Annotated in this window: 25 protein-coding genes, 1 tRNA gene and 1 pseudogene; 10 read left to right on the top strand and 17 right to left on the bottom strand. The window is 64.8% G+C overall.

The annotated features are described in order from the left end of the window. Positions 1-20: 20 nt before the first annotated feature. On the top strand, positions 21-1,061 hold the full coding sequence (locus tag NKJ76_RS14415; RefSeq protein WP_352537713.1) for an SDR family oxidoreductase: 1,041 nt from the start codon (positions 21-23) through the stop codon (positions 1,059-1,061). A 50-nt stretch (positions 1,062-1,111) separates the two neighbouring features. Here NKJ76_RS14415 and NKJ76_RS14410 read toward each other — a convergent pair whose 3' ends face one another. Then, positions 1,112-2,002: an SDR family oxidoreductase gene (locus NKJ76_RS14410; RefSeq protein ID WP_352537712.1), complete on the bottom strand. Its 891-nt coding sequence runs from the start codon at positions 2,000-2,002 to the stop codon at positions 1,112-1,114. 138 nt (positions 2,003-2,140) lie between these two features. Between NKJ76_RS14410 and NKJ76_RS14405 the strand changes: the two genes are divergently transcribed. Next, positions 2,141-2,548 carry a winged helix-turn-helix transcriptional regulator gene (locus NKJ76_RS14405; protein WP_023690335.1) on the top strand — a complete coding sequence of 136 codons (408 nt, stop codon included), beginning with the start codon at positions 2,141-2,143 and terminating at the stop codon, positions 2,546-2,548. A gap of 75 nt (positions 2,549-2,623) precedes the next feature. Next, positions 2,624-3,859 (top strand): annotated as a pseudogene (locus NKJ76_RS14400) (FAD-dependent oxidoreductase); the annotation flags it as partial. On the opposite strand, the gene NKJ76_RS14395 reads toward NKJ76_RS14400, so the two are convergent. Both NKJ76_RS14395 and NKJ76_RS14390 read right to left on the bottom strand, forming a co-directional pair. Beyond that, positions 3,822-4,580, bottom strand: a complete 759-nt coding sequence (locus tag NKJ76_RS14395) for a glutathione S-transferase family protein (RefSeq protein WP_023756373.1) — start codon at positions 4,578-4,580, stop codon at positions 3,822-3,824. The pseudogene NKJ76_RS14400 and the gene NKJ76_RS14395 overlap by 38 nt on opposite strands. Position 4,581: 1 nt before the next feature. Continuing rightward, positions 4,582-4,887, bottom strand: coding sequence for a Rieske (2Fe-2S) protein (locus tag NKJ76_RS14390; protein WP_352537711.1), 306 nt, complete (start codon positions 4,885-4,887; stop codon positions 4,582-4,584). A gap of 96 nt (positions 4,888-4,983) precedes the next feature. Here NKJ76_RS14390 and NKJ76_RS14385 point away from each other — a divergent pair, with 96 nt between their 5' ends. The 3 genes from NKJ76_RS14385 (at position 4,984) to ilvC (ending at position 7,293) form a co-directional block, all read left to right on the top strand. Then, positions 4,984-5,442 carry a MarR family winged helix-turn-helix transcriptional regulator gene (locus NKJ76_RS14385; protein ID WP_023805507.1) on the top strand — a complete coding sequence of 153 codons (459 nt, stop codon included), beginning with the start codon at positions 4,984-4,986 and terminating at the stop codon, positions 5,440-5,442. Positions 5,443-5,584: 142 nt separating this feature from the next. Next, the gene (locus tag NKJ76_RS14380) at positions 5,585-6,250 is read left to right on the top strand and encodes a TetR/AcrR family transcriptional regulator (protein WP_352537710.1); all 666 of its coding nucleotides are present in this window, start codon (positions 5,585-5,587) and stop codon (positions 6,248-6,250) included. A gap of 23 nt (positions 6,251-6,273) precedes the next feature. After that, positions 6,274-7,293, top strand: coding sequence for a ketol-acid reductoisomerase (ilvC, locus tag NKJ76_RS14375; RefSeq protein WP_013531065.1), 1,020 nt, complete (start codon positions 6,274-6,276; stop codon positions 7,291-7,293). A gap of 80 nt (positions 7,294-7,373) precedes the next feature. Here ilvC and NKJ76_RS14370 read toward each other — a convergent pair whose 3' ends face one another. After that, the gene (locus NKJ76_RS14370; protein WP_023685169.1) at positions 7,374-7,658 is read right to left on the bottom strand and encodes a PilZ domain-containing protein; all 285 of its coding nucleotides are present in this window, start codon (positions 7,656-7,658) and stop codon (positions 7,374-7,376) included. Between the two features lie 169 nt (positions 7,659-7,827). Then, positions 7,828-8,421, bottom strand: a complete 594-nt coding sequence (locus tag NKJ76_RS14365; RefSeq protein ID WP_023731252.1) for a BA14K family protein — start codon at positions 8,419-8,421, stop codon at positions 7,828-7,830. 157 nt (positions 8,422-8,578) lie between these two features. On the opposite strand from NKJ76_RS14365, the gene NKJ76_RS14360 reads away from it, so the two are divergent. Beyond that, on the top strand, positions 8,579-9,691 hold the full coding sequence (locus NKJ76_RS14360) for an endonuclease/exonuclease/phosphatase family protein (protein ID WP_023744652.1): 1,113 nt from the start codon (positions 8,579-8,581) through the stop codon (positions 9,689-9,691). A gap of 5 nt (positions 9,692-9,696) precedes the next feature. Continuing rightward, positions 9,697-10,416: an NUDIX hydrolase gene (locus NKJ76_RS14355; protein ID WP_352537769.1), complete on the top strand. Its 720-nt coding sequence runs from the start codon at positions 9,697-9,699 to the stop codon at positions 10,414-10,416. Here NKJ76_RS14355 and NKJ76_RS14350 read toward each other — a convergent pair. From NKJ76_RS14350 to NKJ76_RS14335, 4 genes are all read right to left on the bottom strand, one after another. Beyond that, on the bottom strand, positions 10,413-10,655 hold the full coding sequence (locus NKJ76_RS14350; protein ID WP_352537709.1) for a hypothetical protein: 243 nt from the start codon (positions 10,653-10,655) through the stop codon (positions 10,413-10,415). The genes NKJ76_RS14355 and NKJ76_RS14350 overlap by 4 nt on opposite strands. A 129-nt stretch (positions 10,656-10,784) precedes the next feature. Then, complete coding sequence (locus NKJ76_RS14345; protein ID WP_352537708.1) at positions 10,785-12,002, bottom strand: ABC transporter permease; 1,218 nt, start codon at positions 12,000-12,002, stop codon at positions 10,785-10,787. Then, positions 11,999-12,703 (bottom strand): ABC transporter ATP-binding protein, encoded by a 705-nt coding sequence (locus NKJ76_RS14340; protein WP_352537707.1) that lies wholly within the window; start codon positions 12,701-12,703, stop codon positions 11,999-12,001. Before NKJ76_RS14340 ends, NKJ76_RS14345 begins: the two co-directional genes overlap by 4 nt. Before the next feature lie 4 nt (positions 12,704-12,707). Then, positions 12,708-13,994 (bottom strand): efflux RND transporter periplasmic adaptor subunit, encoded by a 1,287-nt coding sequence (locus NKJ76_RS14335; RefSeq protein ID WP_352537706.1) that lies wholly within the window; start codon positions 13,992-13,994, stop codon positions 12,708-12,710. 113 nt (positions 13,995-14,107) lie between these two features. Between NKJ76_RS14335 and NKJ76_RS14330 the strand changes: the two genes are divergently transcribed. Together NKJ76_RS14330 and NKJ76_RS14325 are read left to right on the top strand one after the other, a co-directional pair. Beyond that, positions 14,108-15,016 (top strand): PhzF family phenazine biosynthesis protein, encoded by a 909-nt coding sequence (locus NKJ76_RS14330; protein WP_023685176.1) that lies wholly within the window; start codon positions 14,108-14,110, stop codon positions 15,014-15,016. Between the two features lie 106 nt (positions 15,017-15,122). Beyond that, positions 15,123-15,198 (top strand) — tRNA-Lys (locus tag NKJ76_RS14325). 177 nt (positions 15,199-15,375) lie between these two features. On the opposite strand, the gene NKJ76_RS14320 is transcribed toward NKJ76_RS14325, so the two are convergent. The 8 genes from NKJ76_RS14320 to cbiE all read right to left on the bottom strand — a co-directional run bounded on the left by NKJ76_RS14320 (position 15,376) and on the right by cbiE (position 22,187). Continuing rightward, entirely contained in the window at positions 15,376-15,648 is a 273-nt protein-coding gene (locus NKJ76_RS14320) for a hypothetical protein (RefSeq protein ID WP_155922523.1), read from the bottom strand. A 250-nt stretch (positions 15,649-15,898) separates the two neighbouring features. Further along, positions 15,899-16,909 (bottom strand): nicotinate-nucleotide--dimethylbenzimidazole phosphoribosyltransferase, encoded by a 1,011-nt coding sequence (gene cobT / locus NKJ76_RS14315; protein WP_023827324.1) that lies wholly within the window; start codon positions 16,907-16,909, stop codon positions 15,899-15,901. Between the two features lie 24 nt (positions 16,910-16,933). Continuing rightward, on the bottom strand, positions 16,934-17,701 hold the full coding sequence (locus NKJ76_RS14310) for an adenosylcobinamide-GDP ribazoletransferase (protein WP_031197312.1): 768 nt from the start codon (positions 17,699-17,701) through the stop codon (positions 16,934-16,936). Further along, positions 17,698-19,011 carry a cobyrinic acid a,c-diamide synthase CobB gene (locus NKJ76_RS14305; RefSeq protein WP_352537705.1) on the bottom strand — a complete coding sequence of 438 codons (1,314 nt, stop codon included), beginning with the start codon at positions 19,009-19,011 and terminating at the stop codon, positions 17,698-17,700. The genes NKJ76_RS14310 and NKJ76_RS14305 overlap by 4 nt, the downstream gene beginning before the upstream one ends. Next, complete coding sequence (gene cobA / locus NKJ76_RS14300) at positions 19,008-19,790, bottom strand: uroporphyrinogen-III C-methyltransferase (protein ID WP_196813900.1); 783 nt, start codon at positions 19,788-19,790, stop codon at positions 19,008-19,010. Before cobA ends, NKJ76_RS14305 begins: the two co-directional genes overlap by 4 nt. Positions 19,791-19,816: 26 nt before the next feature. Next, positions 19,817-20,581 (bottom strand): precorrin-4 C(11)-methyltransferase, encoded by a 765-nt coding sequence (cobM, locus tag NKJ76_RS14295; RefSeq protein WP_023690316.1) that lies wholly within the window; start codon positions 20,579-20,581, stop codon positions 19,817-19,819. After that, a complete protein-coding gene (locus NKJ76_RS14290; protein ID WP_023822155.1) occupies positions 20,578-20,964 on the bottom strand; it encodes a cobalamin biosynthesis protein in 387 nt (128 codons plus the stop codon). Before NKJ76_RS14290 ends, cobM begins: the two co-directional genes overlap by 4 nt. Further along, on the bottom strand, positions 20,961-22,187 hold the full coding sequence (gene cbiE, locus NKJ76_RS14285; protein WP_352537704.1) for a precorrin-6y C5,15-methyltransferase (decarboxylating) subunit CbiE: 1,227 nt from the start codon (positions 22,185-22,187) through the stop codon (positions 20,961-20,963). Before cbiE ends, NKJ76_RS14290 begins: the two co-directional genes overlap by 4 nt. Positions 22,188-22,301: the final 114 nt, after the last annotated feature.

Genomic DNA, 22,301 nt, shown 5'->3' with positions numbered 1-22,301 from the left:
AAATCGTCGAGGAGGCTAATATGAGCGGCGAATTGGTGCTGGTCACCGGCGGGTCCGGCTTCCTCGGCGCTCACTGCATCCTCGAACTGTTGAAGGCCGGCTACCGCGTCCGCACCTCCGTGCGATCGGCCAGGCGCGAAGCCGATGTGCTCGCCATGCTCAAGGCAGGTGGCACGGAGCCCGGTGACGCCCTTTCATTCGCCCATGCCGATCTGATGGCCGGCGCAGGCTGGCCGGCGGCGGTGGCCGGCTGCGATTACGTGCTGCATGTCGCATCGCCTTTTCCCACCGGCGTGCCCACGCATGAGGATGACCTGATCCATCCGGCGCGCGAGGGCGCGTTGCGCGTGCTGCGGGCGGCGCGGGATGCCGGCGTCAGGCGCGTCGTGCTCACCTCATCCTTCGCGGCCGTCGGCTATGGCAAGATGCGCGCGGATGGGCAGCCTTTCAACGAGGAAAACTGGACCGATCCGGCAGGCAAGGTCAGCGCCTATGTGAAGTCCAAGACGCTCGCCGAGCGCGCGGCCTGGGATTTCATCGCCGAGCAGGGCGGCGCGCTGGAGCTTGCGGTCGTCAATCCCGTTGGCATCTTTGGACCGGTGCTCGGCGCGGACCATTCGACCTCGACCGAATTTGTCCAGCGCATGCTGAACGGCGCCGTGCCTGGGCTGCCGCGCCTGTCCTTCGGCGTCGTCGATGCGCGCGACGTGGCGGATCTGCATGTTCGCGCCATGACCCACGCCGCCGCCAAGGGCGAGCGGTTCCTGGCTATCGCCGGCGATTTCATGACGGTGCGCGAGATCGCGCAGACCCTGAAGACGCGGCTCGGGCCGGCGGCGTCGCGCGTCTCGACGCGGGAGTTTCCCGATTGGCTGGTGCGCATCATCGGGCTGTTCAATCCGGAAGCGGCACAACTCGCAACGGAACTGGGCAAGATCAAGAACGCCACCAACGCCAAGGCGGTGCGCGTGCTCGGCTGGGCGCCACGCTCGCGCGAAGATGCTTTGATTGCCACGGGCGAAAGCGTGATCCGGCTGGGACTGGTCAAGCGACGTAAGTAATTGTGCGGGAGGCCGAACCTTAAGGGCTCGGCGTCCCGCAATGGCAGCTTTCAGCCGGCCAGTGCAGCCTTGTTCGTCTCCAGAAACTGCTTCAGCGGCACCGACTTTCGGCCGGAGAGTTTTTCGACCGCGTCGGTCACCATGCCGAGGTCACCGGCGCGGGCGGCGGCGTCGAATGAAACCAGCACCTTGGCGAAGGGTTCAGGCAGGCCGGCCGACTTCATTCCCTCGGTCAGGGCTTCGTCGGAAAGCTGGATGACCTTGATGGGCTTGCTGGTGACCTCGGTGACCAACGCCGCCACTTCGGCAGCCGTATACGCACTGGGGCCGGTGAGCGTGTAAGTCGCGCTTTCGCTGCTGTCCGAGGCGAGCCCCGCTGCGATCGCCGCCGCGAAATCGTCGCGCGTGCCGTAGGAAATGGCGCCGTCGCCGGCGGAGGTGTACCACTGACCCGACGCCAGAACCTGCGGCAACGCCATGAACAGGTTCTCGTTATACCAGCCATTGCGGAATATCGTGTAGGGGATCCCGCTCGCCTTGATCGCCTGTTCGGTGTCGTAGTGGTCGGGCGCGAAAACAACCGGCGAACCAGGCTCGGGGTTGGGCATCGAGGTGTACAGCAGGTGGCCGACGCCAGCCTGTTTGGCCGCCGTCACCGCCGCAAGCTGCTGCTCGCGCCGCTTCCCCTGTACCTCAAGTTCGTTGGTCGAGATGACGAGTGCCCGGTCGGCTCCCGCGAAGACCTCGGCAAGCGATTGCGGGTCGTTGAAGTCAGCGGCTCTGACGACGACGCCGCGCACCGCCAGATCGGCAAGGTTGGCGGGTGTACGGGTGGTGGCGATGATGCGGTTTGCGGGGATCTTTAATGTGTCCAGCAGGTGGTTGATGACGCCGCGGCCAAGCTGGCCGGAAGCGCCGGTGACGAGAAGGGTTGCGGTCATGGGGGATCCTGAAATTGTGCCGGGTGGCGGGTGCTTCTGACAGTCTCAAAAAGAGACCAGCACTAAAATAGGGATTGACCCGCCACCGTAAAGAAGGCAGTTTTTAGGGAGGTAGGCACCGGCAGGGAACCAGCAGCCATGGACGGCAAGGTCGTCAATCTGAGAACCAAGCTCAATATATTCAAAGCCACCAGCGATGGCGCAAACATTGCCGATTGCCCGGTTCGCGACGTGATGCAGGGTGTGAACGGCAAATGGAGTTCGCTGCTGATGGCGGCGCTCGCCGAGCAGCCCTATCGTTTCGGCGAGTTGCGGCGCCTGGTGCCCGACATCTCGCAGCGCATGCTGACCCAGACGCTCCACGATCTGCAGCGCGACGGCTTTGTTCATCGCGAAGTGTTCCCGACCAAGCCGCCAAGCGTCGAATACAGCCTGACCGATCTCGGCCGTTCGATGTTCGGCGCCTTGCATCAACTGATCCTGTGGGCCGAACTCAACCATGGTGCGGTGCGCAAGGCGCGCGCTGCCTTCGACGCTGGTGGCTGATATTTTGGTCCATGCAGCAATGGCTTGATTTGACAATGGCGCTGAAGGATTGTCCGGCCAGTGGTTGGGCGGGCAATGGAAAAATCTCTCGACATCGCGATTGCGGGCGCCGGCCCGGCGGGGCTCGCTACCGCGCTCTATCTCAAGCGCGCGGGCCATAACGTCACCATCTTCGAACGTTTCGAGGAACCCAAGCCCGTCGGTTCCGGGCTGATCCTGCAGCCGACCGGGCTGAGCGTGCTCGCCGATCTCGGCCTGCTCGACGACATTCTGGCGCTCGGGAGCCGCATCGAGCGTCTGCATGGCGCCGATGCCTCGACCGGCCGCACCGTGCTCGCCGTGCGCTACGATGCGCAGCCTGGCGGCCGTTTCGGGCTGGCGGTGCACCGGGCGGCGTTGTTCAACGTGTTGTTCCGCGCCGCGCAGCGCCAAGGTATCGCCATCGAAACCGGTGTCGAGATCGAGGCGCTGGACGTCGGTGAGCGGGCAATCCTGATCTTCGACCAGAACCGAACGGTGGGGGGCCGCGGAGCAGGGCCGTTCGACCTCGTGGTCGACGCCAGCGGCTCGCGTTCGAAGCTGCGCCGGTGCCTCAACGATCCGGCCCAGCCGCGGCAGCTCACTTACGGCGCGTTCTGGGCCTCGCTCGGCTGGCGCCAAGGCTTCGACGAAAATGCGCTGCTGCAGCGCTACGACAAGGCCAGCGTGATGATCGGCGTCCTGCCGATCGGCCGACCGGAACCGGGCGGGGAAAAGATGGCGGCGTTCTTCTGGAGCCTGAAGCCGGCGGATGCCGAAAACGTGCGCGCGGCAGGGCTCGACGCCTGGAAGGCGAGACTGGTCTCGCTGTGGCCGCAGTGCGAGGCGTTCACCAGCCAGATCGACAGCTTCGACCAGCTGTCGCTGGCGCGCTACGGCCACCACACGATGAAGCTGCCGGCCGGCCGCAGGCTGGCCGTGATCGGCGATGCCGCGCATTCGACCAGCCCGCAGCTCGGGCAAGGCGCCAACATGGCGTTGCTCGACGCGGCAGCACTCAGCCATGCCTTGGCACAAACGGGCAACGTCGAGGCAGCGCTGGAAAGCTACGCCCGGGCGCGGCGATGGCATGTCCGAATCTTCCAGCTGCTGTCGCTGGCGCTGACGCCGTTCTACCAGTCGGACGGCACGATGCTGCCCTTCTTCCGCGACAGGCTGGTGGCAACCATCGCCAAAATCCCGCCAGTGCCAAGCGTGCTTGCCTCGATGGTGGCCGGCACGCTGATCGATCCGTTCAGGCGGATCGGGCTAGAGGAGGTGCACTGGCCAGATCATCCGGCGGGATCAGGGTCGAGAGAAGCGAATTTCTCGCACGCAGGAATAGACGCAGCCGCTGCGGATAGTCCGGCGCCACGGCACCCTTGATCGAGGCGCGTTCGCTCAACGCCTTGCGCCAGGCCTGGACCAATGGCTTGCCGTCCAGAATGCCGAAATTGCCGATCCGGTCGAAGGCGTCGAGATAGCGGAAGACCGGGCCGTAGACGGCATCGACGAGGCAAAAGCACTCGCCGTTGAACCACGGTCCGGCCTGGTCGGCCAGTTCGTCCTCCAGACGATCGAACATGGCCGAAAGTGCCGTGGACTCTGCCAGGAAGGCGGCCTCCGTCGAAGCCGTGTAGAACCGGCCGATGGTGTTCAATGTCGCCGAGCCGAACTCGATCCAGGCGCGATGCCGGGCACGGGCGTAGGCGTCGGCCGGATGCAGAGGATTGGCTTGCGTCTCCTCGAGGAATTCGAGAATGACGGCGGATTCGAAGATCACTGTCTCCTCGCCATTCGCGTGGACGATCAGCAGCGGCACCTTGCCCAGCGGCGAAATCGCCTTGAACCAGTCCGGCTTGTTGGCGAGGTCGATGGTGACGCGTTCGAACGGCACGCCTTTCTCGGCCAGCGAGATCGCGGCGCGCTGGACATAGGGGCACAGATGATGGCTGACGAGAATGAGCTTGCCAGTCATTTCATTCTTCTCAGGCATTTCATTCTTCTCAGGCATGTCACTCTCCCCAGACATAGTTCAACGCGCCGTCCTCGACGCGCGTCGACAGGAACATCAGTCGCGACGCTTTTGGCGCCGGACCTTCGATCCGGTCGCCTGATGTCATGTCGAAGGCGGCGCCGTGCCATTGGCAGACCAGCTTGCCGTCCTTGCAGTCGAGCGGCCCGCCGAAATGCAGGCAGACATTGGCGGCGGCGCGGATCCGCTCGCCGCTGCGCCAGACATGGACCTCGCGGCCGAAGAATGGCGCGATCAGGCTGCCCGTCTGCGGGACGTCGGCGACTTTGCAGATTTCGTGTTTCATGGATTTTTCCCAGATTGATGCAATTGCATGCATATAGATGCATGTGCATTGATCGTCAAGCTTGATGCAATTGCATCTATTGCCTAGGATGTGGTCATGACCAAAACAACCACGCCTTCGCCCGAAGCCGTCAAGGCCTGGGCCCGCCTGATGCGGGTTTCGCGCCAGCTCATCGAAAAGGCGGAAGAGGCTTTGAAGACCAGCGGCTTGCCGCCGCTCGACTGGTATGACGTGCTGCATGAACTCGCCGAGGCGGGTGAGGGCGGGCTGCGGCCATTCCAGCTGACCGAGCGCACACTGTTTGCGCAGTACAACATCTCGCGGCTCCTGGCGCGGCTCGAGGCCGACGGACTGGTCGAGAAGCTCAGGGTTGCCGATGACGGCCGCGGCCAGACCATCCGCATCTCGGCCAAGGGCCGTGAGACCAGGCGGCGGATGTGGGCGGTCTACGGACGCTCGATTGCGGAATTGGTCGGTGACAAACTCTCGACGGAGGAGCTGAAGATACTGGCAAGCCTGCTTGGAGAGTTGCGCCATCCACCTGCCGATGATTGATCCGTCAGAACCTCGCCGTTTGCTCGGCGGCTCTCAAGTCAACGATTTTTCTACCTAGCCCCTTGCGTCGAGCACAGGATTGCGCAATATGCCGAACCGTAACGTACGGTACGCCTTTGAGGCGGCCCGGCTACCTCACCGAATGGGCAGGAAATTGTTGCAGGCAAGCGCCGAGATCGATACCAGCGAAGTGCTGACAGAGCGGCAAAAGGCCGTCCTGGACGCGGCTTTGCGGCTGCTGGTCGAGGAGGGCGACAATCTGACCATGACGGCGGTGGCGCGGCGCGCCAGCTGCTCGAAGGAAACGCTCTACAAATGGTTCGGCGACCGCGACGGATTGCTGACGGCGACCGTGCAGTGGCAGGCATCGAAAGTGCGCGTGGTGCCGCTCGACGGTGAGCGGCTCGATCTTGCCTCGCTGACGGCAAGCCTGGAAGGCTTCGCCTCGGACTGGCTAAAGGTGATTTCGAGCGATACCTCGATCGCGCTGAACCGCGTCGCGGTCGGCCATGCCGGATCCGGAAAGGACGATCTCGGCGCCATCGTGCTGGAGAATGGCCGTTTCGCGCTGGCCAGACGGCTGAAGCCGGTGCTGCTTGCCGGCAAGCAGGCCGGGCTGCTCGACTTTACGGACGCCGAAATGGCGTTCCGGACCTTTTTCGGGCTGGTCGCCCGCGACGTGCAGATCCGTCTCCTGCTCGGCGACAGACTGGAATTGACTGAAGCGGCGATCGGCGGCGATGCCGCCCGGGCGACGCAGCAGTTTCTCGCTCTTTATGGAGCAAAAACCGGGCCGCAAGGCCTCTAATCTCTACGGGAAGGAAGCAAAAGATGCGTGTCTATTACGATCGCGACGCCGATCTCAATCTGATCAAGGGCAAGAAGGTCGCCATTATCGGCTATGGCAGCCAGGGCCGGGCGCACGCGCTCAACCTCAAGGATTCCGGCGCCAAGGAAATCGCCATCGGCCTCAAGGCGGGATCGGCGACCGCCAAGAAGGTCGAGGCTGACGGGCTCAAGGTGATGAGCGTGGCGGACGCTGCCAAATGGGCCGATTTGATGATGATGGCGACGCCTGACGAGCTGCAGGCCGACATCTACAAAAACGAAATCGCGCCAAACATTCGTGACGGCGCCGCGATTGCCTTCGCGCACGGCCTCAACGTGCATTTCGGCCTCATCGAGCCGAAGTCGACCGTCGATGTCGTCATGATCGCGCCGAAAGGCCCCGGCCACACGGTGCGCGGCGAATACCAGAAGGGCGGCGGCGTGCCGTGCCTGGTCGCCGTCAACCAGGATGCTTCCGGCAACGCGCTCGATCTCGCTCTGTCCTACGCCTGCGGCGTCGGCGGCGGCCGTTCGGGCATCATCGAGACCAATTTCCGCGAGGAATGCGAGACCGATCTGTTCGGCGAGCAGGTCGTGCTCTGCGGCGGCCTGGTCGAACTGATCCGCGCCGGTTTCGAGACGCTGGTGGAAGCCGGCTATGCGCCCGAAATGGCCTATTTCGAGTGCCTGCACGAGGTCAAGCTGATCGTCGACCTGATCTATGAAGGGGGCATCGCCAACATGAACTACTCGATCTCGAACACAGCCGAATGGGGCGAATATGTCTCTGGCCCGCGCATTATCACCGCCGAGACCAAGGCCGAGATGAAGCGCGTGCTGAAGGACATCCAGACCGGAAAATTCACCTCGGAGTGGATGCAGGAATACCGCGCCGGCATGTCGCGCTTCAAGGGCATCCGCCGCAACAATGACAGCCACCAGATCGAGGAAGTCGGCGCCAAGCTGCGCGCCATGATGCCCTGGATTTCCAAGAACAAGCTGGTCGACAAGGCCAAGAACTAACCCGCAGTCGTCGGGATTGGGAGCAAAGAGCCGGCGGAGCGATCCGCCGGCTTTTTATGCCGGTTTATCGATCAGGATGCTCAGCCATAGTGCCAATGCGGCTTCGGCTCGGTGCCGGTGAACTCGACGCCGATGCGGTCGTCGCGGCGCCAGCGCACGATGGCCTTGTAGCCGATGCCGTCGACCGGCACATAGAGCAGGAACTCGTCCGGCACGCGCGCGTCTATCGAGACTTTCAGTTCGGCGCCGCCGGCATGCATGTTGCGCACCGTGCACTTGACCTCGGAATTGGTGAGGCCGGTCAGAATCGTCGCGCCTTTCAGCACGCGCTGCCGGTGTTTGTTTCGCAATTCGTTGTCGGCCATGACGGCACGTCCTTCGCGACCGGATCGGCGCGATCGTCAGATGGGGCACGATATCACGGATAGGCTGAGCCGATAAACATATGGTTAGCGGTGACCGAGACCAGCCGTCTTTCCCAAATGAAAACGGCGCCGCGATGGGGCGGCGCCGTCGTGTATTGTCGTTTATAGTTCAGCTGTAGGGCGACCAGCATTGCTGGCGCGGGCCACCATAGGGCTGGAACGTGTTGTCCCAGGCCCGATAGGACCGATATCGGTCGTAGCACCACTGGACATGGGCGCTGGACAGACGCTGCGTGCGGTAATAGCGCCGGGGCGCCGGCTGCACGTAGTAGCCGTCATTGTAATAGCCGTTATTGTAGTAGCCGTTGTTGTAGATGCTGCCGAGGCCGAGACCCAGGCCGAGGCCGAGAACCGCTGCGGCGCCGCTGTCAAAATCACGGCCGCGATGGTGGCGGTGATGGCGCCAGCGCCAGTTGTCGCCGCCGTTCCAGTTGCCGCCATTCCAATTGCCGTTGTTCCAGTTGCCTGACCGGGCAAAGCGACGGCTGTCGTGGCGGCGCCACTGCCAATCGTTGAAGGAGCGGCGGTCATTGCCGCCCGCCCAGCTGTCGCGAACCGGTGTGATGTCAGACAATGCGGTGCTTGCCGGCACCGACAAGTCCGGCTGCAGGATCGGGCCCGCGGCGGATGGCGCCGTGAGACCCGAGAAAAGACCGAGCGCTAACAGCCCGGATTTGACTGTGGACGAAAAGAGCGAGCTCATTGCACTCTCCAAGTGATACAGGCCCCACGCCCGGATACCCCAGGGAAGTGGCCTATTGATGGACCTTGGCGTCTGAACGGAGGATGAACGGAAAGGTTCCATCAGCCATGACGAGCAGCCCTTGTTTTCATGGGCGCTTGCGGGCAAAGGTCAGTCCATGTCGCTGCGCCTCGCCACTTTCAATGTCGAAAACCTGATGAACAGGTTCGATTACTCGGGCTTCCGCAACCAGCTCAACGAAGACCGCACGCTGGCGCTTTTCGACATCCAGAGCGAAGCCGAATACCGGATGCTGGAGCAGGCGCGCGCCATCGCGCAATCCGACGATACGCGCCAGTTGACCGCGCTCGCCATTGCCGCCACCCGTGCGGACATCATCTGCATGCAGGAGGTCGACAACATCGAGGCGCTGAAGGCCTTCGAGTACGGCTATCTCTTCAAGATGGTGGGCGAGGGTTACCGGCAGAAATACACCACCGCCGGCAATGATTCGCGCGGCATCGACGTTGCCGTGATGATGCGCAACGAGACCGCGCAAGGTCAGCCGATCGAGTTCGTGCGCATGACCAGCCATGCCTATGTCACGTTCGAGCAGTTCGGATTGCACACGCCTGAACTCGAGGCGCTCGGCAACCTGGCCAATGAACGCATCTTCCGGCGCGACTGCCTGGAGGTCGACATCAAGGTCGGCGGCGTGCCGCTGACGCTTTACCTCGTCCATTTCAAATCGATGGGCTCGCCGCGCAACGGGCTCGACGGACGCGAGGCGACGATGCCGGTGCGCATCGCCGAGGCGCAAGCCGTGCGCCGCATCATCGAGGAGCGCTTCGGCAAAGAGCACGCAGCCGATAAAAACTGGGCGATCTGCGGCGACATGAACGACTACCGCCAGCGGGTGAAGATCGAGGGCGACGCTATCGACGGCTACCGCTTCCAGGTGATCGACGAGAGCCAGTCCTGTATCGATGTGCTCACCGCCGGCGGCTTTTGCGAGAATGTCGTCGAGCGGCGGCCGGAGATGGACCGCTGGAGTTTCTACCACACGCGCGGGCCGAAGGAGCGGCATCTGTGCCAGCTCGACTACATCCTGCTGTCGAAAGGGCTGGCGGCGAAGAATGCGACGGCGGTTCCCGACATCATCCGCAACGGCCAGCCCTGGCGCACCATCTTTCCGGCGGGACAGGCGGTGGAGCGCTTTCCGCGCGCCGGCTGGGACCGGCCGAAGGCGTCGGACCATTGTCCCGTCGCAATTACCCTGGACATGGCTTGAGCACGGTGAGCTTCGACCTGCCGCGCAACGTCATCCTGCCCGTCGACGAAATCGACGTCCGGCTCGACCCCGGCCCGCATCCGTTCGAGCGCGACAACGCGCAGGCGATCACTGACAACTGGCGGCGCGAGGTCACGGCCAATCCGGCGTTGTTCGACGGCACGGTGGTGCTGCTCTCGGCGCTCGCCTGGCGCGACAACCGGATCGTCGGGCGTTGTCACGCTGTGAAGTACTCGACCTTCCTGCTGTGGCGAAAGAACCGGCAGGGGACGGGCGCCGAGCATGCCTATGGCCACGCCATGCTGGTCGCCGGCGACAACGCCCTGGTGGCGATCCGCATGGGCGCGCACACGGTCCCGGCCGGCAGTGTCTACTTCGCTGCCGGCTCGTTCGAGCCGATCGATTTTCGCGATGGCCGCGTCGATGTCGATTTCAACATGATCCGCGAAGTGCGCGAGGAGACCGGGCTTGACCTGACAGGCGCCGCGCGCGGCAAGCGCTACCATGCGCTGTCGACTTCGACCGGCACGGTCCTCTTCCGCCGCTACCACGTCGATGCGCCGGCCGACGAGATTGCGCGGCGCATCGGCACCTTCCTCGCGACCGAGACCGAGCCGGAGATCGAGGGGCCGGTGATCATCCGCCACGCCGCCGACCTGCCGGAAGGGCTGGCGCCGCATATGAAGCCGCTGGTCGAGTGGCATTTTGGCGGTGGCGGGGGCTAACGGCGCGGATTGTTCTGCGCAGCCTTGCGGTCGTTGCGGGCGGCGACGAGGAACAGGATGACGCCGATGCCCAGCAATCCACCAATGACCATGCCCATCGTCTGGCCGACGACTGCCTGAAAATCGGCGGTGACACGATCGGGATTGGTCATGCCGTAGCGGGCGAGATACCACCAAAGTCCCGCAAGGGCGCCTTCGATGATCACCATCGTCAGAATCAGCCGCGCCTTCTTGCTCATTGCCACTCCTTGACCAGATGCTTTGCTCTAAAATTAGCATCGCAGACCGGACGACAACAAGTATTGCCGACGTCGACAAGCACCCATGCTTGTGGATAGCGGTTGGTTGCGGTGGAGCTGATCTGGCGCTTATTCGTGGCGCAGCGCGTCGATCGGGTCGAGCCTGGCGCCGCGCAGCGCCGGGAAGAAGCCGAACACCATGCCGATCAGCGCCGAAAAACCGACGGCGAGCAGGATGACCGCCGGGCTCGGCGCAAACGGTATGGCCAGCGTTGCCGAGGCGAGGCCGGCCAGCGCCAGGCCGATCAGGATGCCGATAATGCCGCCGAGCAGCGACAGCACCGTCGCCTCGACCAGGAACTGGATGAGGATGTGCTTTTCATGCGCGCCGATGGCGAGCCTGATGCCGATCTCGCGGGTGCGCTCAGTGACCGAGACCAGCATGATGTTCATGATGCCGATGCCGCCGACCAGCAGGCTGACGCCCGCAACGGCGCCCAGCATGCCGGTCATGGTGGTGGTGGCGCTGGCCATGGCGTCGGCGATCTGGGTCATGTCGCGGATCGAGAAATCGTCTTCGCGGTCCGGCGTGATGCGGCGGGTGTCGCGCAAAATGTCCTCGACTCGCGGCTGCAATTCGGTGGTCGAGGTGCGGTCGTCGGCGGCGACGTAGATGTTGTCGATGTCGCGGTTGCCGGCGATGCGGCGCTGATAGGCGGCAAGCGGCATCAAGACGACATTGTCCTGGTCCTGGCCGAAGCCGGTATAGCCCTTGGGTTCGAGCAGGCCGATGATCTTGCACGAGGTGCGGTTGACGCGGATGATCTCGCCCTCGGGTTCGCCGGCGCCGAAGAACTGCTGGCGCACCGTTTCGCCGATCAGGCACACGCCGGTGCCGGAGCGTGTTTCCGAATCCGAGAACGGGCGGCCCGACACCAGCTTCCAGTCGCGGGCGTCGAGATAGGCGCTGTCGGTGCCGGTGACGCCCGAGGTCAGGCTCTCGGTGCCGAAAATGACGCGGACGTGTTTCTGCGACGCCGGCGCAATGGCGCGCGCCCCAGCCAGATGTGCGACGAGCGCGGCTACATCCTTGTCGGCCAGAGGCCGTACCGCCTGGTCGAGCCCGCCTGGTCCGCCGCTGCCTGCCGGGCGGCCGGAACGGACGACGAGCAGGTTCGAGCCGAGCTTGGCGATGTCCGACTTGACCTTGGCCGTGGTGCCCGAGCCGATGGTCAGCATGGCGATGACGGCGGCGACACCGATGACGATGCCGAGCAGCGTCAGGAACGAGCGCAGCACATTGCGGCGGATGGAGCGCAGTGAGAGGCGGACGGTTTCCCAGATCATGACGCCAACTCCGACTTGGCCGTGTCGGACGCGACGTGGCCGTCGAGGAAGCGGATGGTGCGCTCGGCATAATCGGCCACATCGGCCTCGTGGGTGACCATGGCGATGGTCAGGCCAAGCTCGCAGTTCAGCCGCGTCAACAGTTCCATGATCTCATGCGTGCGGGCGGTGTCGAGATTGCCGGTCGGCTCGTCGGCGACGAGCAATGTCGGCCTGGTGACGATGGCGCGCGCGATCGCCACGCGCTGCTGCTGGCCGCCGGAGAGCTCGGCCGGCGTGTGGTGCTCGCGTCCGACCAGGCCGACCTCGGCCAGCGCCTGCATGGCAAGGCCTCGGCGCTCGCGGGCAGGCGCGCCGCGATAGATCAGCGGCAGCTCGACATTTTCCGCCGCCGTGGTGCGCGGCAACAAATTGTAGCCCTGGAAGACGAAGCCGATATAGAGATTGCGCAGCAGCGCCCGGCGGTTGCGGTCGAGCCGCCCGGCGTCGATGCCCATGAAGGAGTACGTTCCGGCCGTCGGTGTGTCGAGGCAACCGATGATGTTCATGGCAGTCGATTTGCCCGAACCGGACGGGCCCATGATGGCGACGAATTCGCCGCGCTGGATGGCGAGGTCGACGCCGGCCAGCGCATGGACCTTGGCTTCGCCCTGGCCATAGCTCTTCCAGACCGTGTCGAAACCGATGAGGCCCGCGGCCATGGCGTCAGCTCCGCAGCTGCGAGGCCGTGATAACCTCTGCACCTTCGTCCAGCCCGGAGGTGATCTCGGTCAGTTCGCCGTCGGTAGAGCCGATCTTGACGTTGACCGGATGCGGCCGGCCGTTCTCCAGCACATAGAGCGTGCGTGAGCCGTCGGTGGGCGCCTTCACCGGCTGGCGGCGGTTGCCGCCACGGCCCATGCGGCCGGTGAACAGATCGCTGAGGCTCCACGCGCGCGCGGCCTGCTGCGCCGGGCGGTAGCGGAAAGCGGTGGACGGCACCGTGAGCACGCTCTTGGCCTGCCTGGTGACGACCGAAACCGTGGCGGTCATGCCGGGCCGCAGCAAAAGCTCGTTATTGTTGACTTCCAACCGTGCATTGTAGGTGACGACGCCGTCGGTGGTGACCGAGGCGTAGGAGATGTCGCGGATCTCGGCGTCGAACGGCCGCTCCGGAAAGGCATCGACGGTGAAGCGTGCATGCTGGCCTGGTTTGACCGCGCCGATATCGGCCTCGTCGACCGCCGCCACCAATTCCATGTTCCTCAAATCGGCGGCGATGATGAACAGAACCGGCGCCTGCAGCGAGGAGGCGACCGTCTGGCCGGGGTCGACGGAACGCGTCAAAACGATGCCGTCGATCGGCGCATAGATGGTGCTCTTGGCAAGGTCGGTCTGCTGCGCCTTGAGATCGGCCTGGGCGATGGCGAGATTGGCCTGCGCACTATCGAGCGCCGCCTTGGAGCGGTCGCGCGTGGCAGTCGCCGCCTCGAGCGACTGATCGGTCGCCATGCCACGCCTGGTCAGTTCGGCCGCGCGGGTGAGGGCGCTTTCGTTCTCCTTCAGGGTTACCGTGGCGTCCTCGACATTGGCGGCAGCGGCCTTGGCCGAGGCTTCGGCGCGTTCGATCTGGACCTCAAGTTTCACCGTGTCTAGCGTCGCCAGCACATCGCCCTTCTTGACCTGCTGGTTCTCTTCGGCCGACACCGAGCGGATGATGCCGGACAGTTCGCTTGAAATGTCGACCTGGGTAAGGGGCTGCAGCGTGCCGGTCGCCGATACCGCGACGGTGAGGTCGGCAATGGTGGCCGGCGTTGTGGTGTAGTCGATCTTGGCCGGGGAGCCGGCATACCATTGGTAGCCGGCGAGGCCGCCGGCAAGTGCGATCAGCGCCAGCAGCGCGTAAAGCCAGCCACGACGGCGCGTCTTGCGCACACCACTCTGGTCAAGCCCAAGCGCCGCCTCGATGGCGGAATCCGATTCCGTCTTTGGCAGATTGACAAGCTGGTCCACGCCGGACCCCTATGAAAGCGTAATGTCCCTAGTTGTGCACAGATCAGGCTTGGTGGTTCGAATATCAAATTAAATTTCGGCCATGTTCGGATTGAGGCGGAAGGTTTTTCAAGATGCAGACCCGCAATTACTTGCTCTACGATGTGTTTACGACGGAGCGGCTGGCCGGCAATCCGCTGGCTGTCGTGCTCGACAGCCAAGGGCTGGATACAGCCGCCATGCAGGCCATTGCGCGCGAGTTCAACCTGTCCGAATCGGTCTTCGTACTGCCGCCGGACAATCCAAAACATCGCAACCGCATCCGCATTTTCACGCCCGACTATGAGATGCCGTTCGCCGGACATCCGACAGTTGGCGCCGCGATCGCGCTGGCCGAACTGACAGGCGAGGGCGAAGCCGGCATCTTCGTGCTGGAGGAGAATATCGGCCCGGTGCGCTGCGCCGTCAGCCGGCACGATGGCGCCACCTTTGCCGAGTTCGACCTGGCGAAGCTGCCGGAGCCGCTGAAGCTCGATGCCGACCCGGAGGCGATCGGCGCCGCCCTCGGGCTGGCGCCGCACGAGATCGGCTTCGAGAATCACCTGGTGTCGTTCTGGTCGGCAGGCGTGCCTTACGTCACCATTCCGGTTGCCAATCTGGAGGCTGCCGGCCGGATCAAGCTCGACAACCAGGCCTGGTCGGAACTGGCGCCGCGCAAGAGCGAATGGGCCTTCGCCAGCCCGTATGTCTATTGCCGCCAGACGGTGAACCATGACAGCGCCTTCCATGTCCGCATGATCGTGCCGGGCACGCCGTCCTATGAAGACCCGGCGACCGGGTCGGCTGCGGCGGCCTTTGCCGGCGCCATCATGCATTTCGATGCGCCCACCGACGGCATTTCGCAGCTGTGGATCGAGCAGGGGCTGGAGATGGGCCGCCCGTCACGTATCCGCTTGGAACTCACTGTCGAAGGCGGAAAACTGGCCTCCGCGCGCATCGGCGGCCATGCCATCAAGGTGGCGGAAGGCAGGCTGTTCGTGTGACCGCCTGCGGCAGTTCAGCGATTTGTCGGGAAATGATTCCGGCAGGGCTGGACAGGACCGGTATCGGCGGCTATATGCCCGCCAACGCCGGTTTTACCGGTCGAGTGGGTGCGTAGCTCAGTTGGTAGAGCAGCTGACTCTTAATCAGCGGGTCCACAGTTCAATCCTGTGCGCACCCACCAAATTTCTAGAAGAGTTGGTGGAAGACCTTGGAATGCCGGACGCGTTGACGCGCCTCGACATGCCTCAATCATGGGGCAGGTTTGCCTTAAACTCGGCGGCCGGTAAGCCGGTGCGCTATTTGGCGAAGGAGTGAAGGCCGCGCTGGATTAAGAAAAGCCCGGAAGCCGAAGCCGCCATCAATTAAAGCCAGTTTGAAACCACGGACTGGTGTCATACCCTAAGCGCGGATTATAATGATCCAGGAAGTTTTCGGCCCTATTTGACGGTCGCGCAACCACGGTGCCTGTCGATTTGCAATCCGGTTTCGCGGTCGGCTTGCTGCCAGCCTTCTTATGAGCTGTAGAACACGAGGTTGTAGCCTGAGCGGTGGCCACCTTTTTCTTCTCTTTCGCAACAGCTGCTCCGGTAGCGGCCAATACTATTGCTACGCCAAAGACAACGAGTTTCATTGAAAACGCCCTCACCCTGCACAATCCGTAATGATTGCGCCTGGTCACCGTTACGTCAATCACATTTTGTCGGCAACGGCGGCGAATAGTGCCAGTAAAAAGAGCCCACCACAGAAGCAGCGGGCCAACCCCCAGGTGGGGAATCTTTCAGCGGCCGTGCTGTTCGAGCCACCAGCCTGGAATGCCAGTGACCGGCCCGACGATGGTCAGTGAAGGTTCGGGCCGGCGCCCTCCCGTCAAATCGCTCTAGCTACTTCTCTGACACGCCAGCCTCGGCAAAACTCGCCATCCTCGCATGGCATTCCAGTGCCGAGCGGACGATGTTGACGGCGAGGCAGGCGCCGGAGCCTTCGCCGAGCCGCATGCCGAGGTCGAGCAGCGGCGGCAGGCCGAGCGCTTCGAGCAGGCGGCGGTGGCCGGATTCGGCCGAGACATGGGCGGCGATGGTGTGGGCGAGGCCTGAGGGGTGCAGTCGCGCCAGGGGCGCTGCCGCTGCCGTGCAGACGAAGCCGTCGAGCAGCACCGGGACGTTCTTGCGGCGGGCGGCGAGCGTGGCGCCGAAGATGGCGGCGAGTTCGCGGCCGCCAAGGGCGGCGGCGATCTTCAGCGGGTCGGACAGCGCGTCGGCATGGCGCTTGAGGCCGGATTCAATGGCGGTGACCTTGCGCTTCAGCCCGGCATCGTCGACGCCGGTGCCGCGCCCGGTCCATTTTTCAGCGCCGCCGCCGAACAGGGCGGTCGAGATGGCGGCCGCCGGCGTGGTGTTGCCGATGCCCATCTCGCCGAAACAGACGAGGTCGAGGTCGTTCGTCACCGCGTCATAGCCGGCCGAAACGGCGGCGAGGTAGTTTTTTTCGTCCATTGCCGGCACGTCAGTGAAGTCGCCGGTCGGATGATCGAGATCGAGCGGGATGACGTCGAGTTCCGCGCCGGCGATGCGGGCAAGCTGGTTGATGGCGGCGCCGCCGCCGGCAAAATTCGCCACCATCTGCACGGTCACTTCCGACGGGAAGGCCGACACGCCCTGCGCGGTGACGCCGTGATTGCCGGCGAATACGAAGACTTTGACGCGATCGAGTTTCGGCATGTCGCGGCCCTGCCAGCGCGCCAGCCAGGCGGCGAGGGTTTCCAGCCGGCCCAGGCTGCCATGCGGCTTGGTCAGCGTGTCCTGGCGGCGGGCGACGGCATTGGCGGCGGTATCGCTGCCGGCAGGCAGATCGAGACAGGCGGCGCGCAGTTGGTCGAATGATTTGAAGGGCATGGGGAAGGAATCTCCGGGGAAGGATCAGGACAGGGAAACGGAAGCGACGAGCAGGACAGTGATCTCGCCCAGCTGCTGCAGGGCGCCGATCGTGTCGCCGGTGTGGCCGCCGATCTGGTTGAGGCAGAGCGCGCGCAAGGCGCTGAACACGAGAGCGAGCAGGATCAGTGCGGCAAAGGCGCCGCCGAGCCCCAGGGTCAGAAGCGGGATGGCGCCGAGCACGGCGCCGAGAACAGCTGTCTGGGTCGAGACGGTCCCGGCGCCGGCAGACAGGCCGTCACTGCGCGCCGCCGGCGCCAGATGCATGAACGCGCCGAGCAGGCCGCGCGATGCGGCGTTGGCGGCGATCAGCGCGAAGAGCACGCCTGTCGGATTGGCCAGTTGCCACAGCGCGCTCCAGCGGATGAGCATCGACAGGCCAAGAGCTGCTGCGCCATAGGCGCCGATGCGGCTGTCGCGCATGATCTCCAGTTTTTTATCGCGCGTCTTGCCGCCGCCAAAGCCATCTGCGACATCCGACAGCCCATCCTCATGCAGGCAGCCCGTGGCGAGCAGGGTTGCTGCAAGCGCAAGGGCGGCCGCCGGACCGGCGGCGAGGCCGAGCTTAATCCCGATAGCGTAGACGACAGCGCCGACCAAAGCGACGGCGAGGCCGGCGACAGGCGCCGCCCAGATCGCATCGGCCAGGCTGCGGCCACGAAGGTCGAAGACCGGCAGCGGCAGGCGGGTGAAGAAGACGAGGCAAAGCGCGGCGTCGTCGAGCGCTTGCCGGGGCGAGGGCACGGAGGTCATGCGCCCCTCGCAATGGCGTGGAAGAAGGTGCCGCTCACATGGCCGCGGCGATAGCCGGAGGCGCCGAGTGGATTGCCCTGGCCGTCGGCGAGGTCGGCCAGCGGCTCATCATTGCCGGTGGCGATCATCTGCGCATAGTGGAATTCATGGCCACGGATCAGCGCGCCTTGCGGCCCCAGCGGACAGGCGGCGCGCAGGCGTGCCTCGCGGTAGCCGAGGTTCATCTTGCGCTTGGCAAAGCTGGTGGAATGGCCGAGCAGGCCAAGCATGGCGTGCGTCTCGCCGGCCGCGTCCTCCAGCGCTTCGCCCAGCACCATGAAGCCGCCGCACTCGCCATGGATGGGTTTGGTCTCGGCAAACCTTGCCATGCCAGCTCGGAAATTGGTCGCCGCCGCGAGGCGGCCGGCGTGAAGCTCGGGATAGCCGCCGGGCAGCCAGCAGACATCGCAATCCTGCGCCGGTGCTTCGTCGGCGAGCGGCGAGAACGGCACGATCTCGGCGCCGGCCTGACGCCAGTGGGCGGCGACGTGCGGATAGAGGAAGGTGAAAGCGGCATCTTCGGCGAGTGCGATGCGCTGGCCGGGCGGCTGCAAGGCATGTTCGAAACTGCCTGATGCCGGCGAAAACGGCGCGGCCAGCGCCATGATGGCGTCAAGGTCGAGGGATTTCTCGACCATGTCGGCGAGGCGGTCGAGATGCGTCATCAGGTCGGCATATTCGCCGGCCTGGACGAGGCCGAGATGGCGCTCCGGCAAATTGAGCGTGGGATCGCGCAGGATGGCGCCGACGACCGGCAGGCCGAGCGTTTCGATCGCCTCGCTGCACAGCTTGCGGTGGCGCTCGCTGCCGAGACGGTTGAGCACGATTCCGGCCATGCGCACATCCGGGTCGTAGGTGGCAAAACCCTTCGCGACGGCGGCCGCCGTCGTCGACTGTCCCGAGACGTCGAGCACCAAAAGCACCGGCAGGTGGTAGAGCCGCGCCAGATCGGCGGCCGAGCCGGTGCGGCCTTGTCCGGCCGGGATGCCGTCGAACAGGCCCATGGCGCTTTCGAGGAAGATAAAATCGGCGTCCTCGGTGGCATTGCCGGCCAACGCGTTGAGCAGGTCAGGCGACATCGCCCAGCTGTCCAGGTTGACGCCGGACAGGCCAGTGGCGGCGGTATGAAAACCCGGATCGATATAGTCGGGGCCGGACTTGGCGCCGCGCACCTTGATGCCGCGCCGGGCGAGCGCGCGCAAAATGCCGATGGTGACGCTGGTCTTGCCGGAGCCGGAACGCGGCGCGCCGATGATGATGGCGCGGGTCATGCGTTACCCGCCAGCGCTGCGCGCATGGCGACGATGCCGCCGACGACAATGAGGGCCGGCGAGGCCAATTCCGCCGCGGCGGCCGCTTCGGAAATGGTGGCGAGTGTCGCGACGACGGTCCGCTCCTGCGGTGTCGTCGCCGAAACGATGACAGCCGCCGGCGTCGACGGCGCCAGCCCGCCTTCGAGCAGCGACGCGGCGATAACAGGCAGATTGGCCATGCCCATATAGATGACCACCGGCTGGCCGGTGCGGGCGATCGCGCCCCAGTCGAGATCGTCATCTGTGCCGGCGGCATGACCTGTCGCCAGGATGATCGCCTTGTTGATGCCGCGCATGGTTGCGGGAATGCCGGTGGCGGCCAGCGCGCTCAGCCCCGATGTCAGGCCGGGCATGACGCGGAAAGGGATTTTTTCGCGCGCCAGCGCCAGCGCCTCTTCGCCGCCGCGGCCGAAAATATAGGGATCGCCGCCCTTCAGCCGGACGACGCGGCGGCCCTCGCGTGCCAGCCGCACCAGCAAAGCGGTGATGTCGTCCTGCTTCATCGACGGCTTGCCGCCGCGCTTTCCCGCAAAGAACAGCTGGGCATTGTCCGCAACGGCGACAACGTCAGAGGAGACCAGCGCGTCATAGACCACAGCGTCGGCCTCGGCCAATGCCGCCAGCACTTCCAGCGTCAGGCAGCCGGGATCGCCGGGACCGGCGCCGGCCAGCCAGACATGGCCCGGCTCAAGCCGGCGCGGCTTGAAGTTCAGCCGTGCAAGCGCCTGTTCGAGCATCGGGTTTTCGCTTTTGGTCTTGCCGCTCACAATCCGTCCCGCCCGCGAAAACGCCGCTGGTAGTGGGCGTCGTACAATGAACTCTCGCCAAAACCTTCCGCTGCCAGCGAGCGGCCGACGAAGATGATCGCCGTGCGCTCCATGGGATCGGCGGCGAGCAGCGCCTCGATGGTCGCTAGCGTGCCGGTCAGCACGCGCTCGTCCGGCCATGAAGCGCGAAAGACGATCGCCACCGGGCAATCGCCGCCATAATGCGGCGACAATTCGGCGACGACGCGATCGATGGCGTGGATGGCGAGATGAATGGCCAGTGTGGCGCCGGTGCGGCCGAAGCCGGCCAGCGTTTCGCCCGGCGGCATTTTCGAGGCGCGGCCGGAGACGCGGGTCAGCACCAGGCTTTGCGCCACCTCGGGAATGGTCAGTTCGCGGCGAAGGGCTGCGGCTGCGGCGGCGAAAGAGGGAACGCCCGGCGTCAGCGTGTAAGGAATGCCGTGTTTTTCCAGCCGGCGGATCTGCTCGGCCACGGCGCTCCACACCGAGAGGTCGCCGGAATGCAGGCGGGCGACATCGTGGCCGGCCTGGTGGGCTGTCACATATTCGACCTCGATTTCGTCGAGTGACATCGGCGCCGTATCGATCAGTTTGGTCCCCGGTGCGCAGTGTTGCAGCAATTCCGGCGCGACGATCGAGCCGGCATGCAGACAGACCGGGCAGCTTGCCAGCAGCTTAGCGCCGCGCAGTGTGATGAGGTCGGCGGCGCCGGGACCGGCGCCGATGAAATGCACGGTCATGGCGCGTCTCCGCTGATGGCGATGGCGCAGGTGACCGGGCCGAGCACGGTGCGTGGACCAAGCAGCTTTGCACCGGGGCCGGCAACGGCAAGGGCGGAGGCTTCTGAGACGGAGGGCGTGCCGGCGAGATCCTGCGAGAGATCGGATTTGCTGAGTGCCTCCGACGAGACGGCCTGAAGTGCTGCGTCATCAACGATGATGACGGGAAGGTTGAGCGTGCGGCCAGCGGCAGAGATCGGTTCTTCGTCTTTCTTGAGCGCGGCGGTCGCCAAGGCCGACAGCGCCGTTTTCGCCAGCCCGTGCGCTTCGAGGGCGGTTTCGATCGCCGCGAGCACGTCTTCGACGCTCACGCCCTTCCGGCTGCCGATGCCCGCCACCATCATGGCTTCACCCAGCTCCACTGGGTGACCGGCATGGCCGGGCGCCAGGCCTGCATCGAACCGACAGGAGAAGCGCGGGAAATGGTGATGCGGGTAAGGTCGCCGCCGCGCTTGATGTGCTCCGCGAGAAGCAGCGCCTCCATCTCCAGCGTCACCGCATTGGCAACGAGACGGCCACGGGATGGCAGCGCCTTGATGGCGGCGTTCAGTACGCCGGCGTCGCTGCCACCTCCGCCGATGAAGATCGCATCCGGCGTGTCCAGCCCGGCCAGTGCCTTGGGCGCCGACCCTTCCACCACGACAAGACCGGGCACGCCGCAATGCGCGGCGTTGCGGACGATGCGGGCGGCGCGGTCGCTGTTGGCCTCGATGGCGATGGCGCGCATCGAGGGGTGAGCGAGCATCCATTCGATGCCGATGGAGCCGGAACCGGCGCCGATGTCCCACAGCAATTCGCCACGCCTCGGCGCCAGCGCCGCAAGCGTGATGGCGCGGATGTCGTGCTTGGTGATCTGGCCGTCGTGCTCGAACAGATGGTCGGCGCGGCCAACGGTCAGCGGCAGGATGCGGGCCTCTTGTGTCGATTCAAGCTCAAGCGCCAGCACGTTGAGCGGATTGATGTCTCTGAGATCGAAAGCGTCGGCACGTGCCGAGCGAAGCTTCTCGTTCGGTCCGCCCAGCGCTTCCAGAACGGTCAGCCGCGAACCGCCGAAGTCGAGCTCTACGAGCAGGCGCGCTATTGTCGCTGGTGCGTCGCCGTCCGATGTCAGCGCCAGGATGCGCGCCCTGGGATGCAGCAGCGGCCGGATCAGGTCGAGCGGCCTTCCATGCAGCGAGATCGTCTCGATGTCCTGCAACGCCCAGCCGAGCCGGGCGGCAGCCAGCGAAATCGCCGATGGCGCGGGGATGACATGCATCTCTTCAGGCTTGACCTTGCGGGCAAGGGTGGCGCCGACGCCGTGGAAGAATGGATCACCGGAGGCGAGCACGCAGACGCGCGGGCCGGCCAGCGCCAGCACGTCTGCCATGCCGGCATCGAAGGGCACCGGCCATGGGCGCTGCTCACCCTTGATGAGCGAAGCCACCAGCGCCAGATGCCGCTTGCCGCCGAAGACGGTCTCGGCGTCAGCGATCTGCCGCTTGGCCTCGTCGCCGAGACTCGCTAAACCGTCCTCGCCGATGCCGACGATTGTAAGCCATTTTGGCGTGGGCTGTTTTTTTGACATGTCGCGCCGCCCCTTATCCGCCTGAGGCGTTCGTCGTTCGAAAAGTCAAGCAATTGACTTTTCGTCTGCCAGCCAGACCACTCCTCACCTCCCCGTGTAGTGACCGGGAGAAGG

Source organism: Mesorhizobium sp. M0029 (assembly GCF_040323735.1).
In the GTDB taxonomy this organism is placed as follows: Bacteria; Pseudomonadota; Alphaproteobacteria; order Rhizobiales; family Rhizobiaceae; genus Mesorhizobium.
This window is presented reverse-complemented; position numbering and strand designations above follow the sequence as displayed.